The sequence below is a fragment of the Mesorhizobium sp. WSM4887 genome, from assembly GCF_029625865.1.
Classification (GTDB): domain Bacteria; phylum Pseudomonadota; class Alphaproteobacteria; order Rhizobiales; family Rhizobiaceae; genus Mesorhizobium.
In genome coordinates, this window is record NZ_JARTVP010000009.1 from 143359 (window position 1) to 160078 (window position 16720).

A 16720-nucleotide genomic window follows, 5' to 3' on the forward strand; every position below is an offset into this window, starting at 1 on the left:
CCGCCAAGGCGGGATCGCTGCATAAGCCTAATTTATCGTTACCCCTAGTTTTTCAGAACGTTACACGGCCTTCCGTCGCCTGTAGCTTCGGCGGCGCGCTTTTGAAAACGATCTGGAATTGGTGGTTCGATGCAAGCACATGCGAGAGTGGTGATCGTCGGCGGAGGATGCGTCGGCGCCGGCATCCTTTACGGCCTGGCCAAGCGCGGCTGGACCGACGTTGCGCTGCTCGAGCGGACCCAGCTTACGGCCGGCTCCACCTGGCATGCGGCGGGCCTGATCCCGTCCTATACCCGCAACATCAATGTCGGCCGCATGATCAAGAAGACCATCGAGATCTATGAACGGCTGGAGGCCGAAACCGGCCAGCCGGTCGGCTGGCACAAATGCGGCCAGCTGCGCATCGCCAACAGCCGCGACCGGCTAGACGAATTCAAGAGTTATATGAGCGTGGCCGACGTCCAGGGCATGCGCGCTGAGTTGCTGACGCCGGGCGAAGCGAGGCAGCTGGCGCCGCTGCTCGACAACGACCACATGCTAGGCGCGCTTTATCATCCCGATGACGGCCATATCGCGCCGGCCGATGTGACCATCGCCATGGCCAAAGGCGCGCGGGATCTGGGTGCCAAGGTGTACTTGAACACCGAGGTCACCGGCTTCAGGCGCACGCCCGGCGGCGAATGGCTCGTCCAGACTAACAAGGGCGACATCACCTGCGAGCACGTGATCTCCGCGACCGGCAATTATGCGCGCCAGACCGGCGCGCTGCTCGGCCTCGATATCCCGGCGATCCCGATCCTGCATCAGTACTGGATCACCGAAGTGGTGCCGGAAATCGTCGAGCGGAAAAGGCAGGGCCGCCCCGAAATGCCGATCCTGCGCGACGAAGGGTTCGAGGGCTATCTGCGCGAAGAAGGCGACGGGCTGATGTTCGGGCCTTACGAGCGCACGGCGAACCTGAAACTGTTCGCCGAGGACGGCGTCCCTTCCTGGTTCGGCGCCGACCTCGTCGAAGAAGATTTCGAGGCGGTGTCGTGGAACTGGGAGCAGGCTCTGCAGCTGGTGCCGGCGCTGGGGCGCGTCGGAATCAAGGCCAATGTGCGCGGACCGTTCCAGATGACCGCGGACGAGCTTCCCTTGATGGGGCCGGCCTGGAGCCTGCCCAATGTCTGGCTAGCCGAAGGCGTGCCAGGCGGCATCCTGTGGGGCGGCACGATCGGCTATTACCTGTCGGAACGGATCGTCGAAGGCGGCAACAGCCTCGACACCTCGGATCTCGATCCGCGCCGCTTCGGCGACTACGCCAACAAGGCCTGGACGCGCGAAAAGGTCCGGGAGGCCTGGGGCACACATGCGGAGCAGAAATATCCGGGACAGGACATGCCCGCCGCCCGGCCGCAGAAGACCGCGCCTTCCTATGACAGGCTGACCGAGCTCGGCGCGGTCTGGGGCGTGCTCAATGGCTGGGAGATGCCCAATTGGTTCGCGCGCGACGGCGTCGAAGCCAAGGACCAGTATAGCTGGCGATGGACGCCGAAGGGGAACCTCGTGGCCGAGGAAGTCCAGGCGGTGCGCACTGCCGTCGGCCTGGTCGAGATGACGCCCATGACCAAGTTCGAGGTGTCCGGACCGAACGCGGCCGCCTGGCTGGACAGGATCATCGCCAATCGCTTGCCGGCGGTCGGAAAGGTGACGCTGGCGCATCACCTCACTGCGGGCGGCGGCGTGCAGGCGGAGTACATGGTGGCGCGGCTCCGAGAAGACCTGTTCTACCTCATCTCGACGCCGCGCGCCGAGCGCTGGAATTTCGACGATCTCTCAAGGCTGCTGCCCGCCGACGGCAGCATATCACTGAAGAACGTCACCAACGATCGCGGCTGCTTCACCGTCGTCGGGCCCAAGGCACGCGAAGTGCTGCAGCCGCTAACCGAGATCGATCTTTCGAACGAAAAGTTCCCGTGGTTCAGCGTGGCGACCGGCAGCGTCGCCCTGGCCAGCGACGTGCGGCTGCTGCGCGTCAACTATGAGGGCGAGCTCGGCTGGGAACTCTATCACCCGCTGTCCTATCAGCGGCAGCTGCTGGATGCCATCCTCAAAGAGGGCGAGAAGCACGGCATGCGGCTTGTCGGGCTGCATGCGCTGGAGTCGCTCAGGCTCGAAAAATCTTATCGCGCCATGTATCGCGACATGAACCCTGAGCTCAACGCGCTGGAGAGCGGGCTCGAGCGCTTCATCCGCCTCGACAAGGGCGATTTCGTCGGCCGCGAGGCGGTGCTGAAATACAAGGCGAGGAACGACCAGCGCCGGTCGGTGACGCTCAAGATCGAAACCGACGGCGCGAGCACGCTTGCCTCCGAGGGCCTTTATAGCGACGGCGAACTTGTCGGGCGCATTACGTCGGGCGGCTACGGCTATGCGCTCGGCCATGACGTGGCGCTGGCCCTTCTGCCGGAGCGTCTGAGCAAGCCCGGCACCAAGCTCGAGGTCGCCATTTTGGGAGAATGGAAGATCGCCGAGGTGATCGCGGACTCGCCTTACGATCCGACCTCGGCCAGGGCGCGTATGTGATGCGCGTCGATCGGATCAACGTCTATTCGGCGCAGCTGCCCGTCAAAGGCGGCGTCTACCGCATGGCCAGCGACGACGTGGAGTCGCTGGACTCGACGCTTGTCGAGATCGTGACCGAAGACGGTTTGACCGGTTGGGGCGAGACCTGCCCGATCGGACCGGTCTATCAGCCGCACCATGCGCTGGGCGCTCGCGCGGCGATCGCCGAAATCGCCCCGGGACTGATCGGTGCGGAGATCGCTTCGATCAGACTGCTTGCGAAACAGATGGACGAGCGCCTGAACGGACATGGCTATGCCAAGGCCGCGTTCGACATGGCCTTTCTCGACCTGCTCGGCCAAAAGCTCGGCGTGCCGGTCTCGACGCTGCTGGGCGGCGCGCTGACCGATCGCGTGCCGGCCTATTATTCGCTGATCGTAGGTCCGCCGGACGAAACGGCGAGGATCGCCGCCGACAAGGTGAAGGCCGGCTATCCGCGCCTCCAAGTGAAGATCGGCGGGCGCAACCTCGAAGAAGACGTGGCCGTCGTGCACAAGGTCTGGGAAGCTGTCGGCTACAAGGCGCGCATCGCGGTCGACGGCAACCGGGGCCTGACAATCGCGTCGGCAATGCATCTCGACCGGCTTTGCCAGGCGATCCCCTTCGTCTTCGAACAGCCCTGCAACACCATGGATGAAGTCGCTACGCTGAAGGGCCGGGTGACGCATCCGGTCTACCTCGACGAGAGCACCGAGGACCAGAACGCGGTGCTGCGAGCGATCTCCATGGGCATCGCCGACGGCTTCGGCTTCAAGGTGACGCGCCTCGGCGGCCTCACGAAGATGACAACCGTGCGCGACCTTTGCGCCATTCGCTCGCTGCCGCACAGCTGCGACGACGCCTGGGGCGGCGACATCATCGCGGCGGCCTGTGTCCATCTTGCTGCCACGGTCGAGCCGCGCCGGATGGAGGGAGCCTGGATCGCCCAGGAATATATCGACGGGCATTTCGACCGGAAGAACCCGGTCGTGATCGAAAAGGGCTTCATAGCCGTGCCGCAGCGGCCGGGCCTGGGCGTCAAACCCGAGGCCGGGACATTCGGCAAGCCGCTGGCGACTTACGGAGCCTGACCACCGGCCAGGCTTTTGGCTGGCGCCAGCCGATCACTTCTTGGGCCTCGGGGATCGTTCCGCCTCATCCCGCGTTGAGTGGCACGCAAAGGGAGGAACGGCAATGGATGATGATCGGACCGAGAAGATCAGACAGCGTGCCTATGAGCTCTGGCAGCGCGAGGGCAGCTTGCATGGCGACCATGAGCGGCACTGGCGCCAGGCCGAGATGGAGATCGATCGCGAGGCGGCGCTGCCGCTCACGGCAGACGATGCGCTGCCTGGAACGCGCGAGATCGACAGCGCGGATGTGCTGACGGTCGAGGCGCTTGCGATACGCACCGGCATATCGGCCCAAGAAGCGCAGGAGTTGCTCGACAGGCTGGGCAGCGACCGCGCCGCGATCGAGCAGGCGGCGCGGAGCATCCGGGCACGGAAAGGGCTGTAGGTCAGGAACCCAGACGCGTGCGACGTTGCCGGCATTCGACGTCGGCGGAACCCTCGTTGCCATCGACAGTTCCTCCTGTCTAACCACAGGAGACCTGTCATGGATCATACCAACCACGTGAGGCTGACAAACGCCGAATTGACTCCCAGCATTCTCGAAGGCGCGACCATCTACGGCCCGGACGACGAAAAGATCGGCTCGGTCGACCACATGCATGGCAGCCAGGTCGTCATCGATGTCGGCGGCTTCCTCGGCATCGGTGCAAAGCCGGTCGCCGTCAGCGCCAACCAATTGGATTTCATGCGCGACGAGGACGGCGACGTCCACGCCGTGACCAGATGGACGAAGGACCAGCTGAAGTCGATGCCCGAGCATCACGACTGAGCACGGGAGGGTCCGACGAGAGCCGGGCCTCCATTCAGCAGGTCGCGCTCGGCGGCCTGCACGTGGCCCCCGCGCTCAACGAGACGACGGCGGTGGAGAAGCGGCGACGCCGCTCCGCCCCGTTGCCGGGGCTAACGAAGGCCGTCAGCCTTCATTGAATTGCTGTAGACCTGCACGCCGACGCGCTCGTTGCGGCGCCAGCGCACCACGGCCCGATAAACGGCGTCGTCATCGGGAACAATGAGCGTGAAACGGTCGGGCAATTCCACCTGCGGCCCGACGCGCAGTTCGGCGCCATGCTCGTGCTGATTACGGACGGAGCACCTGATGCTGGCGTCGCCGGTGACGATTGTAGCCTCCTTCAGCACGAATTCTCGTGAATGAAGACGGCGCTCTAAGTGGGGAAAGGTGGCCATGATGCACTGGTCCCGAAACTTGCCCGGCGGGCTCAAACTCAATCGCCCGACGCACCACCCTAGCGCGGACGTGTTTCCGTTCCGTTAGCGTTTTCTAATCACTGCCCACTCGGCGATCCCGTTTCCGCACAGGCGGCGCCGGACCGAACGAGCTTGTCGCATGCCGCTAATGCCGCTTGAAATACTGGACCTCGCGCTCGTGCTTTTCGGCAGCCTCGCGCGACTTGAAGGTACCGAGATTCCGGCGTTTGCCGGTCCTCGGATCCACCTTGCGCGAATAGAGCCGGTAGTCGCCGGACTTCAGCTTGCGGATCATGGGACACCTCCTCTGCTCGTAAGTCTAATCCACTCGACCTGTCCGGGGTTCCAGCAGCGAACGTGATCCATTTCACGGAAGCGCCGCGCCGAATGTCGGAATCGACGCGGCAGCGACACGATTGGGTCGGATTATTTGTACTCAAACGACTTCCGCGGCGTTAGTCTTTGCGTCCGCGAGCATGCCGGACTGGAGGAGGGTGAGATGGCGACGGCCAAGCTTCACGGAGTTGAACTCGTCAAGGGCCAGAGGTGGACGGTGCGCGTCACCGCCTACGGCACTACGCTGACCTTCCCTTTCGAAGCCGAGCAATTTGCGCGCTCCTATGCCGATGGTCAGGCCTTCCGCCTCGGCGTCGAGGTGGTCGAGTTGAAGGACTGCGCCTGAGCGGCTGCGGGCGTAGCGATCGCCGCCACGGGTTCGCCGCGCGACAAATCTATCGCCAAGCTCCGATAGCGGCGGACCTTATGCAGGAACTGGCAAGAAGTCGGTGTCGTGCCCATCACTTTGTCGACTCGTTCGCAAACCACGAGCCTCGATCTACTTCATGAAGCATCTGGCGTTCTAGGTTTGCGGCAACCCGGCAACCTTCTCGCCATCCTCCTTGATGAATTCGCGCACGGGGTTGTCGAGCAGCGGCAGCACCGCCTCCGACGGCCGGCAGAGCCTCGTGCCCTTGGGCGTCTCCACGATCGGCCGGTTGATGAGTATCGGATGGGCGAGCATGAAACCGATCAGCTCGTCGTCGCTCCATTTCGGATCGGCGAGGCCAAGCTCCGCGTAGGGCGTGCCTTTCTCCCGCAACAGGTCGCGCGGGGTGATGCCCATCGCCGCGATCAATTCGAGTAGCCGTTCGCGGCTCGGCGGCGCCTTCAGATATTCGATCACCATCGGCTCCTCACCGCTGGCGCGGATCATGGAAAGCGTGTTGCGCGAGGTGCCGCAAGCGGGGTTGTGGTAGATGGTGACCGTCATGGCTCGGCTTTCAGTGGCTCGGATTGCTCGATGGATTCGGGCCGCAGCAGCCATCCCATCAGCGCCAGCGCGATAAAGGCGCCGAGCAGTTCGGCGACGATGAAACCCGGGAGATCGGCCGGCCTGATGCCGGAAAAGCTGTCGGTGAGCGCACGCGCCACGGCGACGGCCGGATTGGCGAACGACGTAGAGGCGGTGAACCAGTAGGCGGCGGTGATGAAGAGGCCTACCAGCCATGGCACAGCCCGTCGCTCGAAGCGCAGGCCGGCGAGAATTACAGCGACCAGGCCGAATGTCGCGACAATCTCCGAAAACCATTGCGCCGGTCCGGCGCGCAGCTTGGTCGCGATTTCCAAGGCCGGCAGGGCGAACATGAGGTGCGCGGCAATCGTGCCGGCGATGCCGCCGGCGAACTGCGCGGCGAGATAGGCAGGCAGATCGCGCGGCGGGAGCGACCGGTTCAAACAGAAGACGAGCGAGACGGCCGGATTGAAATGCGCCCCGGAGATCGGTCCGAGGATGGTGATCAACACCACCAGCATTGCGCCGGTCGCGAGCGTGTTGGCGAGCAGCGCCAGCGCGGTGTCATGCGTCAGCGTCTCCGCCATGATGCCGGAACCGACCACCGTTGCCACCAGCAGGCCGGCGCCCAGGGCTTCAGCAACGGCACGTCGCGGCAGATCGTAAGAGATCATTGCCGGGGCCCCTCGCCCGGCCGGCAGCACGGGGCGGCGAGCGCCGGCGCGCAGATTTCCGGCCGGCCCGAGCAGCAATCCTCCATCAGGAAGCGGATCAGAGCGGAAAGCGCATCGTATTCCGCGCTGTAGACGATCGAGCGTGCGTCGCGGCGCGTGCCGACCAGGCCGGCGCGCTCCAGTTCCTTGAGATGGAAGCTGACATTGGACGGAGATACCTCGACCTGTTCGGCAAGCGAACCGGCGGCGATGCCGTCCGGCCCGGCAACCACCAGCAACCGAAGCAGTTTCAGCCGCGTTTCCTGCGACAGCGCACCAAAGGCCATCAGGGCTTGTCGCTCATCCACGTTTCAACAATCCTTGAAATATTGAAACGAGGCATAGCCGACATGCTCACTCCTGACAAGAAATATCGTCCCCGCTCCTCCATTGGATCCTCGGACCTGACCATCGGCGATCTGCTCCACACGCTGGCTGATTACCAAGACAAGCCGCTGGTGTTTCGTTACGACGCGGCCGGCCGGTGAAATTTCCACCCCAACTAGGATAGTGGGCCGGTTTGAAATCGCGGGTTAGCCAAACTCCCCGTCCATCACGCTCTATTGAGCGAATGTGAATGATCCCCAGCTTCCTCTGAACCCGTGATTGTGATGAATATCCGACCGCCAGAGCACACCCAACAATGTCGCTCTAAGCAAGGAAAAGGGCTCGCGCCTAAACGCCGCGAGCCCTTCTCTTTTTACGTCACGCGCTTTTTTGTAAGGGCGGCGCACTGTTGGCTTCTCGGCTTCGACAAGCGCAACGATGATCGCGCTTCTCCCAACGCTTGTCGGTGCCGCCCGCTTCCGCCTGTTTCCGGACGGGGCCTAGGCGAAAGCGCCTATTCTGATTGGGGTGGACTTTCAAACCGACCCACTACCCAAATTAGCGATCTCTTGTATTTCTTGAAAATGAGGATCATGCTTGGCCCAATGCGTGGCAACCTGATGCGCAGCCGGGTGGATAAAAGGGTAAGGCGCCATGGAATTCGCAGTCTGCTATGACCACAGCGTGATCGATCTGGCTTGGTCGATCTTCCTCGGCATCACGACGGTTTTCATGTTCTTGGCGCCATTGGCCGTTGCGCGGCTTATAGCGATCTCGCGCGGGGCACCTGTCGGACGGCTTCAGACGGCCTGACAGCCGAGGCCTTTCCTAGCCGACGATTTTTAGCCCAGGCACTTCACCGAACAGCGCCGAGCAGTCGATCTCGTCCAGGAAAAGCGCGTTGGGATCGAGCACCAGCCACGATGTATGCATACGAAGATCCCTCAGCCTTGCGTTCTTTTCGGCGCGCGCCTGGCGCTCCGCCTCGGCAATCGAGGCCAAGCCTGGCATCTCGGCCTTGTGAAGGTGAGAACTCCTCGACATAGCGAGACAAAACGCGGTCGCCCTATTTTGCGTTCCAGCCCATCCGCCTGAAAACAAGTGCGGTGATCATACCCGCGAGCACGACCGAAAAGCCGGATGGCCAAGGCCACCCCAAGCCGCCGCACGTTTCATTCGCGCCGCCATCGCTACGAGCGGCCCGACTGAATCAGCGCAGACCCAGAAAACTCAAAATGGCGATCACGATGACGATAGCACCTACGATCCAGATGATGTTGTTCATGGTCCTCTCCACATGTCAGCGGTCAGGAAACGCGCCTGCCAAGGGGGCATAGGCCGAAGTTTCTTTCGGGAGCCCTCGCAAAGACCTCAACACTTAGAAACTGCTAATGTTCCGCCCGCATCTGTGCCGGGGGCCGGACTAGGCGTTCTTGGCACCTGGAAGCGGTTTCTGCAGCCTCGACGGCCGCGCTGTTAACCGCTCGCCTGAAGGCCGGACCAAGGTCGGTGTCGCAATTGCCGCGGCTGGCCTATACTCTTTGTCCGTGGTGGGGTGAATCGCGCGAATGCTCAGGGAGACCTTGAAGCGACTTGTGCAAATCTGGAGCGGGCTGTCGCTGGCCTGGCAGTTTGTGATTGCCGGCGGCATCGGGCTTTTGGCGGTGATGCTCGTGGTTGGCCTCTGGGTGACCTCGCAAATCCGCGAAGGCGTGATGCACAACTCCGCCACCACGACGGCGCTCTATGTCGACAGCGTGATCGCGCCGCTGCTGCCGGACCTGCGCAAGAGCCGCGAGCTCGACGACACGGTCAAACGGGCGCTGGACGAGACGCTCGGCCAGGGCGCGCTCGGCAAGAGGCTGGTGTCATTCAAGCTGTGGCGGCGCGACGGCACGGTGCTTTACGCTGATAACTCGAAGCTGATCGGCAAGACGTTTCCGCCCAACCCCAATCTGATCTCGGCCTTTGCCGGCAACGTCGTGGCGGAATTCAACAACCTCGCCGACGATCCTGAGACCAGCGAAGAGAAAGCGGTGACCGCGCCGTTGTTCGAGATCTACAACCCCGTGCGCGAACCCTGGTCGGGCGAAGTGGTGGCGGTGTCGGAATTCTACGAAGTCGCCGACGATTTCCAGGAGACGCTGAACTCAGCGCTTAGATGGACCTGGCTGGTGGTGGCCGGCGCCACCGCTGCCTCGCTGGCGCTTCTGTCGGGCATCGTGTTTCGCGGCAGCCGCACCATCCAGACGCAGCGTGCCGCGCTGGAAGCCAAAGTCACCGAGTTGCAGGAGGCGCTGGCGCAGAACTCGTCGCTACGCCAGCGCGTCCAGCGCGCCTCGCGGCGAGCCACTGCCATCAACGAACGCTACCTGAGGCGCATCGGCGCCGACCTGCATGACGGCCCGGCGCAGCTGGTGGCGCTTGCCGCGCTCAGAATGGACAGTCCGGTGCTGGTCGACCCCGCCACGCCCAAACCGCAGCGCGAGGCGGAAATCGCCGGCATCCATAAGACGCTGGGCGAAGCGATGAGCGAGATACGCGGCATTTGCAACGGCCTGGTGCTGCCGCAGATCGAGACGCAGGCAGTGGCCGACATATTGCGGCTGGCGGTCGCCGAGCATGAGCGCCGCACCGACACCAAAGTGCTGCTGACGCTGCCGGAGCGCTTGCCGGAACTCGGCACCTCGGAGAAGATCAGCATCTATCGTTTCGTGCAGGAAGGACTGAACAACGCCTTCCGGCACGGCAAGGGCAAGGGCCAGCAGGTGAGAGCCACGATGAAGGGCGGCAAGCTTCTGGTCGAGGTACAGGACACCGGCCCGGGCTTCAATCCTGCGCGAAGCGAAGGCCTCGGGCTCGCCGGTCTCAGGGAGCGTATCGAAAGCATTGGCGGGCAGTTCGAGACGCTTTCGGGGCCGGGAGGAACGAGACTGGTAATCACATTGTCTGTCGAGGAGCAGCCGTGACCGCACCCATCCGCATCGCTATTGTCGACGACCATCCGCTGTTTCGCGAGGGCGTGGCGCGCAGCCTCGGCGAGATCGGCGGCTTCGAGCTTGTCGGCGAAGGCGCCAGCGCCGAGGACGCCGAAAAGCTGGTCCGCGCCAGCGCGCCCGACGTGCTGCTGCTCGACATCAGCATGCCCGGCGGCGGCCTCAATGCGCTGGCCAGCATCCTTTCGGCGGCGCCTGAGCAAAAGATCGTCATGCTCACCGTGTCCGAGACCAATGCCGATGTCGCCCAGGCGCTGAAGGCGGGCGCGCGGGGCTATGTGCTGAAGGGCGTCGGCTCCAAGTCGCTGGCCGAGATCCTGCGCGACGTCGCCAACGGCCAGAGCTACGTTTCGCCGACGCTTTCGGCCCGGCTGCTGTCGGATCTCTTGCAGCCCACCAGCCGCAAGCCCGACCCGCTCAGCCAGCTCACCGGCCGCGAGGCCGAGATCCTGGGGCTGGTGGCGGAGGGCCTGAGCAACAAGGAGGTCGCGATGCGGCTGTCGCTGCAGGAAAAGACGGTCAAGCACCACATGACCCGAGTGCTCGCCAAGCTCAACGTGCGCAATCGGACGGAGGCGGCGCTGCTGATGCATGAAGCGAGAGAGAGGAATTAGTGAATAGTGGAAAGTACAGTGAATGGTGAAGCGTCGGCGCGTTCCCATTCGGTGAAGTGCGTTTCGTTGATTACTGTTCCCTATTCACCATTCACCGTCACTTCAAAAGCAAATCACCCCCGCCTCTGAAGGCGGGGGTGACATGCGAAGGCGCGGGAAAAGGGGGTAGCTTCTCTCGGCCCTCACAAGCCTAGCAGACGGGCCAGATCCTTCTCGGTCGCCCGGCGCTCGACGATGGTGCGGCCTTGCGCATCGCTCATCTCGAAGCGTCCGTTCTCGATCTCTTCCTTCATGCCGTTGCGGTGGATGATGGTGATCCTGTTGCCGTCGATCTCGACTATGTCGCCCGTCGCCGCATTGACACGGCTGGCGGCCTTGCCGCCGGGGCTGGTGTTGCCTTTGCCGCTGTTGTTGCCAGGACCGGCATTGGCATTGCCGCCACCGGCATTGCTGTTGCCGGAATTGCCGCCAGCGTTTCCGCCGCCGCTGTTGCCCCCGCCGCCATTGCCGTTGCCGCCGCCGTTGTCGGCATAAGCGGTGGCCACCAGGAGCTTGGCGAGGCTATTGGACGTGAAATGACCAGGCGCGGCAAAAAGCGCCAGCGCGGCCGCGGCGCGCAGCGTAAGGCGGACAAACCTTTTTGAGGCGGGTTCGCGCATGCCGTCCTTGGTTCATGCCGGTTCCGCCTCGGGCCTGCCGAAGTTCCGCTCTCAGCCCGCCAAGGCGGAACCGGTGTCTTGACCAGACAAGATTCACGCTTTGGTAAGGTTACGGAAGCGGCCCACGACCCATGCCACCTCCGGTCGGACCTTTTTGCAGTCACTTGGGGACCATTGTCGCACCACCCGGGAACACAACTGGAGGCTGCGACTGCCGTCGCGTTAACCAAAATCGCTTGGAAAGCGGTTAGCAATTCATTATGACTGTCGCACGCGAGAACGGCGCGGACACTCAACGAACCGCGGCATGCTACGGCGCATGCGCCCTCCTGGGCGGAAAAGCGCCGTATCCTTTGGTTTGCGCATGAATTGTTTCCCGGACTGCGGGGGCATGCGCCAAGAGCCCGCCTTATCCGGCAGCCGTCTCAAGGGCCCCAAAAAAGTACCCCCGCCAAAAGGCGGGGGCAAGGTGAGCAGCGGGAGTTCTGTCGTAAGACGATCAGGACCGAAGAGACGAAGCAAAAGGTGGCAACCTGATTTTGCAGCGCTGGCTTTTGGCCCCTTAAGATCTAATCCAGATAGAACCTCGCTCTCACAAACTCTTTAGGCGATCGAGATCGGCCACTGTGGCCTTGCGCTCGACGATGGTGCGACCAAACTTGTCCTCCATCCTGAAACGGCCGTTCTCGATGCTCTCCTTCATTCCGTTCCGGTGCGTGACCTGGATGCTATTGGCACTGACCTCGACCTTGTCGCCGGTCGCCGCATTCACATGATCATCGACATCGCCGGTTGCTGCAGTGTTCGTTGCGCCCTTGCTGTTGCCGCTGTTTCCGTTTCCGTTGTTACCGCCCGAGTTGCTGTTTCCGCTGTTGCCGCCCGAGTTGCCGTTCCCGTTCCCGCTGTTGCCGCCGCCGCTGCCGTTACCGTTGCCGCCGCCGCTGTTCCCACCGCCATTGCCGTTTCCATTGCCGCCTTTGCCGGCATAGGCCTTGGCCACGACAGGACCGTCGAAGGAGAGATGAAAAGGCGCGACAACAAGCGCCAGCGCAACGAGCGCCCGCAAGACATGCCTGCAGCCCATGCGCGATACGCGCATCCCAATCTCCCCTTGCCAGCCATCCGACCCTTCGGCCGAACTACCCCACCGGCAATGTCGCAACATCAGCATCCCTAATCAACCCGTCGTGGGGAAGTGGCCCACGACCCTTGTCTCGCTTTTTAAGACCTTTTTCGCAGCGATGTCGGACCTAAGTCCTATCTCAACCACCAGATGTGATCGGGCACGGCTGCGTGCACGGCTTTTTCTGGCGTGGATACCCGCGTGCACGGCTTCGCGCAACGCGCTACGAGTGGTTGTTCTATGCTCTCCCGAAACCGCCGCGCCCTCAGGCGATATGGCATTGATCCTTAACAGGGTGACGGAACCGGCGCTCTCGCCGTTACGGCCGCGCCGAACGCGGCGGCAATCACGGCGCCAATACCGGCGCATTGCAAAACGCTCAAGCTCTCGTGCAGGAAGAGAAACCCGGTCAGCGCGGCGCCTGCGGGTTCCAGGCAGACGATCATGCCATAGACTTTCGCCGGCATTCTGGCGAGCACCATCATCTCCAGCCAGAAGGGCAGCGCGCTGGAGAACAGCCCGACGACGACCGCGGCCGCCATGACATGCGAGTCGGTGAGATAAGGTTCGGCTGCGGTGAAGCCAAAAGGCAGCGCGACGAGCGCGGCGATCGCCATGCCATAGGCCGAGGTGCGGGCGCCAAGCTCGGCGCCGGCCTTCTGCGCACAGATGATATAGAGCCCCCAGCAGGCGCCGGCGGCAAGCGCAAGCAGCACGCCGATCGGATCGAGCCCGCGGCTGATATCGGCGAACGGCGAGAGCAGCACGATGCCGGCGACCGCAAGCACCACCCAGACGAGGTCGAGAAGGCGCCGCGAGCCGAGTGTGGCGACAAAAAGCGGGCCGGTGAATTCGAGCGCCACGCAGATGCCCAGCGGAATGCGCTCGAGCGCGGCATAGAAGAGCAGGTTCATCACCGAAACGGTGACGCCATAGACGGCGAGCCAAGGCAGACCCTTTCGTGTCGGCAGCACTTTCCATGGCCTGAGCACTGCCGCCAGCATCAGCGCGCCGATGAGGAGTCTCAGCATTGTTGTGCCGTCCGGCCCGAGGACCGGAAACAGGCCCTTGGCGAAGGCCGCGCCAACCTGCACCGAAAGGATGGCACCAAGCAGGCCGAGGACGGGCAAGGCTCCCAGCTGCGCCTGCGGTTTTGCACTCGGCGTCGACGTCACTTCTCCTCCACCCCCCGCGCCCCGGCCCGAGGCGGCGATAGAGACTGGCGTTGCCCCTGTCGTGAGGCAACGGGGGACCGGATGCTGGGACAGGCCCTTCAAGTCTCGCAACTGGATTGCTGCGCCGCACAAGACTTTGAAATTCAATATACTTTTCACAACGCGATTTGAATAGTCTTTGGCTAAATGGAGTGTTACTGTCAATATCGCCAAAACACCCGCTACGGTTGTCGCAATGCGTCACAGCATCCGTAGCGATAAATACTTCAAAAATCAGACCAACCGACCATCACCATATAGGACCATAGGCCAAACTTCCCAAGTCAACTGTCGTCTGCAACCCTCCAAATCACAGCTTTATTTCAAACTCGTAAGCATTGTGTGTTGCGCCGCAACATAAGCGGAGACAGATGTTAACCAACATGGGCAGTGGAGGATGCCGCTACGTTGAGCCGAATGGGCATTCCGCTGACAGCCAAGGACGGCACTCTCGCCCCGGACGAAGATTCGTCGACAGGCGGAGTCGGCGTGCTTTGCAGGTCCAGCGCAGGATCTTACGACGGAGCCTGGGGACCCCGCCAATGACAGGTCAGCGCGACATCCAGCTTGATGCAGTGCGAGCTGTAGCCGTCACGCTGGTGCTTTACGCGCATTTCCTTGCGCCGAACGGCACCTCCTTCCTCGGCCATCTCGGCGTGCGGCTGTTCTTCGTGCTCTCCGGCTTCCTGATCACCCGGCTTTTGCTTGACGCGCGTGACAGCAACGCATTCGCTTCCGGGCCGGCCCTGCGCGCCTTCTATGCCAGGCGCGTGATCCGAATTTTTCCGCCTTATTTCGCGGTGCTGGCCCTGGTCTGGCTCACCAATCTGGAACAGTCCAGCTCGTCGCTTGCCTGGCATGCGCTTTATCTCTCGAACTTCTGGTATGCGCTGCGCAACGACTGGAACCCCTGGCTGCTCTGCCATTTCTGGAGCCTCAGCATCGAGGAGCAGTTCTATCTCGCTTGGCCGCTGATCGTGCTTCTGGCGCCGCGCCGGCGTATCGAGGCGATCACGATCGGCGTCATCCTCTTCTCGTTCGCCTACCGCTTCTACTGGCCGCTCACCGCCAACCCGGCGCTCGCCCGGGACCTGTTGCCGCCGGCCTCGATGGACGCGCTTGGCTGCGGCGCCCTGCTTGCCGTGCGCCGCGCCAGGGGCGCCGATGTGCCGCGCTGGATGCGGCTCGGCTGGCCGGCTTTCGCGGCCGTTTTCCTGCTCGTCGTCTGGTCCGATCCGGGACCGGCGAACTCGGGATGGGAGTGGGCGCACTGGGCGCTGGTGCAGGTGCTGCCGCTGGTGCCGCTGGTGGCGATTGTCGCCGCCTGCTCCAACGGCCTCGGCGGCAGGCTCGGCAAGCTGTCCGAACTGCCGCCGCTGCTTTTCCTCGGCCGCATCAGCTACGGCGTCTATCTCTACCACCCGATCCTTCTCGCCTACGCCGTCAAGGCGCAGCCCTGGATCCCGCTCAACGTGTCGGAGCAAGGGCCTGGCCGCTTCCTTGTCGCAGGCGCCGCCACGCTGCTTGTCGCCTCGCTCTCCTGGGCGCTGTTCGAAAAGCCGCTCAACAGTCTCAAGCGCTATTTCCCCTATGTCGCGCGGCCGCGCGCGGGCATCGCGGGCGAGACAAGTTGGGTCGGCCCGCCGGCCGGGGTATCCGCGCTGGACCTGCAGCAAACCGAGGCGCGACGATGATGGCAAGCGCCACTCCCCTCATCTCCGTGCTGCTGCCGGTCTACAATGCCGAGCCCTATGTCGGCGCTGCAATCCAATCGATCCTGCGGCAGGATTACAGCCGGCTCGAGATCATCGCCATCGACGACGGTTCGACCGACCGGTCGCTGGAGATCCTCGACCGCTGCCGCAAGGCGGACAGCCGCGTATCCATTGTTTCGCGCGAGAACCGCGGTCTCGTCGCCACCCTCAATGAGGGGTTGGCGAGCGCGCAAGGCGAGCTCGTCGCGCGCATGGACGCCGACGACTTCGCCTATCCCTGGCGGCTGTCGCGCCAGGCGGCGCTGTTTGCAACGCGTCCCGAGATCGGCTTCTGCGGCTCGATCGTCGACATGCTGGTGCGTGGGCGTATCGCGCCCGGCAGGCTCGACCCGGTGTTCCGCCTCGACCTTGCCGTGCTCGCGAAATTCTTCACGATCTTCATGCACCCGACCGTGGTCTACAACCGCCGGGTGATCGGCGAGGCCGACCTTCATTACGACGCCGCCTACCGGCATGCCGAGGATTTCGACCTCTTCCGCCGGCTCGCCGACCGTTATCCGGCGGCCCTGATGGAGGAGAGCCTGCTGGTCTACCGCGTGCATTCCGGCAGCGTGACCAGCCGGCATGTGAAGGAGATGCGGCGCACACATCTCAGGATCGTGGGCGAAAACCTCGAGCGCGAGGGTCTGACAGACGATACCAAGGACCTGCGCGCGATCGGCGATCAAGTCTCCTTCGCGACGGTGGCCGGGGTAGCAGCCTTCATCCGCGCGCTGGAAGAGCGGATTACCGCGCTGCCCGCGGCGGTGCGCCCGAGCTTCGAGGCCGGCGCGCTCAACCTCTTCTATTTCCTCTACCAGCTCGTCAACGACGAGGAGCAACCCGCGCTGACGCATGAGCTTTTGACGCTTTCCGCGAAATGGAACGCGATCCGCCGCCGCGAGCAATATGCGTTGCGCCCCGGGGCCTGGGCACCGTGGCTCAGCCAGGCTTCGATGTGGGCCGGCAAGCAGGCCGACAGGCTCGCCTACCGCTTCAAATCCACGCCGGCGGCATCGGTGCTGGCGCCTTACAGGATGGAGGCGGCATGAGCAGCTTTGGCCGCGTCCACTCGCCGGCGGTGGAAATCGGCGAAAGCCGGCG

At 63.4% G+C, this 16720-nt stretch carries 20 protein-coding genes; 11 read left to right on the top strand and 9 right to left on the bottom strand.

Going from position 1 to position 16720, the window contains the following annotated elements:
* Positions 1–129 precede the first annotated feature (129 nt).
* From P9230_RS25575 to P9230_RS25590, 4 genes are all read left to right on the top strand, one after another.
* The gene (locus P9230_RS25575) at positions 130–2568 is read left to right on the top strand and encodes an FAD-dependent oxidoreductase (RefSeq protein WP_278121027.1); all 2439 of its coding nucleotides are present in this window, start codon (positions 130–132) and stop codon (positions 2566–2568) included.
* A complete protein-coding gene (locus P9230_RS25580; RefSeq protein ID WP_278121028.1) occupies positions 2568–3677 on the top strand; it encodes a mandelate racemase/muconate lactonizing enzyme family protein in 1110 nt (369 codons plus the stop codon). The genes P9230_RS25575 and P9230_RS25580 overlap by 1 nt, the downstream gene beginning before the upstream one ends.
* 103 nt (positions 3678–3780) lie before the next feature.
* On the top strand, positions 3781–4104 hold the full coding sequence (locus P9230_RS25585; protein WP_067321922.1) for a DUF2934 domain-containing protein: 324 nt from the start codon (positions 3781–3783) through the stop codon (positions 4102–4104).
* 99 nt (positions 4105–4203) lie between these two features.
* Complete coding sequence (locus tag P9230_RS25590) at positions 4204–4488, top strand: photosystem reaction center subunit H (protein ID WP_095778953.1); 285 nt, start codon at positions 4204–4206, stop codon at positions 4486–4488.
* A 131-nt stretch (positions 4489–4619) separates the two neighbouring features.
* On the opposite strand, the gene P9230_RS25595 is transcribed toward P9230_RS25590, so the two are convergent.
* Positions 4620–4904 (bottom strand): PilZ domain-containing protein, encoded by a 285-nt coding sequence (locus P9230_RS25595; RefSeq protein ID WP_278121029.1) that lies wholly within the window; start codon positions 4902–4904, stop codon positions 4620–4622.
* Between the two features lie 166 nt (positions 4905–5070).
* Complete coding sequence (locus P9230_RS25600) at positions 5071–5220, bottom strand: hypothetical protein (protein WP_095778956.1); 150 nt, start codon at positions 5218–5220, stop codon at positions 5071–5073.
* A 204-nt stretch (positions 5221–5424) separates the two neighbouring features.
* On the opposite strand from P9230_RS25600, the gene P9230_RS25605 reads away from it, so the two are divergent.
* Positions 5425–5607, top strand: coding sequence for a hypothetical protein (locus P9230_RS25605; protein ID WP_067321930.1), 183 nt, complete (start codon positions 5425–5427; stop codon positions 5605–5607).
* Between the two features lie 177 nt (positions 5608–5784).
* Here the strand turns inward: P9230_RS25605 and arsC are convergent, their stop codons facing one another.
* Genes arsC through P9230_RS25620 form a run of 3 tightly spaced genes read right to left on the bottom strand, consistent with a single transcriptional unit; the run spans position 5785 to position 7237 of the window.
* On the bottom strand, positions 5785–6195 hold the full coding sequence (gene arsC, locus P9230_RS25610; protein WP_278121030.1) for an arsenate reductase (glutaredoxin): 411 nt from the start codon (positions 6193–6195) through the stop codon (positions 5785–5787).
* On the bottom strand, positions 6192–6890 hold the full coding sequence (locus P9230_RS25615) for an MIP/aquaporin family protein (RefSeq protein ID WP_278086761.1): 699 nt from the start codon (positions 6888–6890) through the stop codon (positions 6192–6194). The genes arsC and P9230_RS25615 overlap by 4 nt, the downstream gene beginning before the upstream one ends.
* Positions 6887–7237 carry a metalloregulator ArsR/SmtB family transcription factor gene (locus P9230_RS25620; protein ID WP_067321941.1) on the bottom strand — a complete coding sequence of 117 codons (351 nt, stop codon included), beginning with the start codon at positions 7235–7237 and terminating at the stop codon, positions 6887–6889. The genes P9230_RS25615 and P9230_RS25620 overlap by 4 nt, the downstream gene beginning before the upstream one ends.
* Positions 7238–7279: 42 nt before the next feature.
* On the opposite strand from P9230_RS25620, the gene P9230_RS25625 reads away from it, so the two are divergent.
* Entirely contained in the window at positions 7280–7417 is a 138-nt protein-coding gene (locus P9230_RS25625) for a hypothetical protein (RefSeq protein WP_156751036.1), read from the top strand.
* Positions 7418–7910: 493 nt separating this feature from the next.
* The gene (locus tag P9230_RS25630) at positions 7911–8069 is read left to right on the top strand and encodes a hypothetical protein (protein WP_164748230.1); all 159 of its coding nucleotides are present in this window, start codon (positions 7911–7913) and stop codon (positions 8067–8069) included.
* A 15-nt stretch (positions 8070–8084) separates the two neighbouring features.
* Here P9230_RS25630 and P9230_RS25635 read toward each other — a convergent pair whose 3' ends face one another.
* Complete coding sequence (locus P9230_RS25635; RefSeq protein WP_095778960.1) at positions 8085–8267, bottom strand: hypothetical protein; 183 nt, start codon at positions 8265–8267, stop codon at positions 8085–8087.
* A gap of 557 nt (positions 8268–8824) precedes the next feature.
* On the opposite strand from P9230_RS25635, the gene P9230_RS25640 reads away from it, so the two are divergent.
* Positions 8825–10225 carry a sensor histidine kinase gene (locus tag P9230_RS25640; RefSeq protein ID WP_067321944.1) on the top strand — a complete coding sequence of 467 codons (1401 nt, stop codon included), beginning with the start codon at positions 8825–8827 and terminating at the stop codon, positions 10223–10225.
* The gene (locus P9230_RS25645) at positions 10222–10866 is read left to right on the top strand and encodes a response regulator transcription factor (protein WP_066992920.1); all 645 of its coding nucleotides are present in this window, start codon (positions 10222–10224) and stop codon (positions 10864–10866) included. Before P9230_RS25640 ends, P9230_RS25645 begins: the two co-directional genes overlap by 4 nt.
* A gap of 182 nt (positions 10867–11048) precedes the next feature.
* Here P9230_RS25645 and P9230_RS25650 read toward each other — a convergent pair whose 3' ends face one another.
* The 3 genes from P9230_RS25650 to P9230_RS25660 all read right to left on the bottom strand — a co-directional run bounded on the left by P9230_RS25650 (position 11049) and on the right by P9230_RS25660 (position 13823).
* Positions 11049–11525, bottom strand: a complete 477-nt coding sequence (locus P9230_RS25650; RefSeq protein WP_278056937.1) for a hypothetical protein — start codon at positions 11523–11525, stop codon at positions 11049–11051.
* A gap of 592 nt (positions 11526–12117) precedes the next feature.
* Positions 12118–12624 carry a hypothetical protein gene (locus P9230_RS25655; protein WP_067321952.1) on the bottom strand — a complete coding sequence of 169 codons (507 nt, stop codon included), beginning with the start codon at positions 12622–12624 and terminating at the stop codon, positions 12118–12120.
* A gap of 311 nt (positions 12625–12935) precedes the next feature.
* Positions 12936–13823, bottom strand: coding sequence for a DMT family transporter (locus P9230_RS25660; protein WP_127216810.1), 888 nt, complete (start codon positions 13821–13823; stop codon positions 12936–12938).
* Between the two features lie 581 nt (positions 13824–14404).
* Between P9230_RS25660 and P9230_RS25665 the strand changes: the two genes are divergently transcribed.
* Both P9230_RS25665 and P9230_RS25670 read left to right on the top strand, forming a co-directional pair.
* Entirely contained in the window at positions 14405–15556 is a 1152-nt protein-coding gene (locus tag P9230_RS25665) for an acyltransferase (protein WP_095824627.1), read from the top strand.
* On the top strand, positions 15556–16668 hold the full coding sequence (locus tag P9230_RS25670) for a glycosyltransferase (protein WP_095824683.1): 1113 nt from the start codon (positions 15556–15558) through the stop codon (positions 16666–16668). Before P9230_RS25665 ends, P9230_RS25670 begins: the two co-directional genes overlap by 1 nt.
* Positions 16669–16720: the final 52 nt, after the last annotated feature.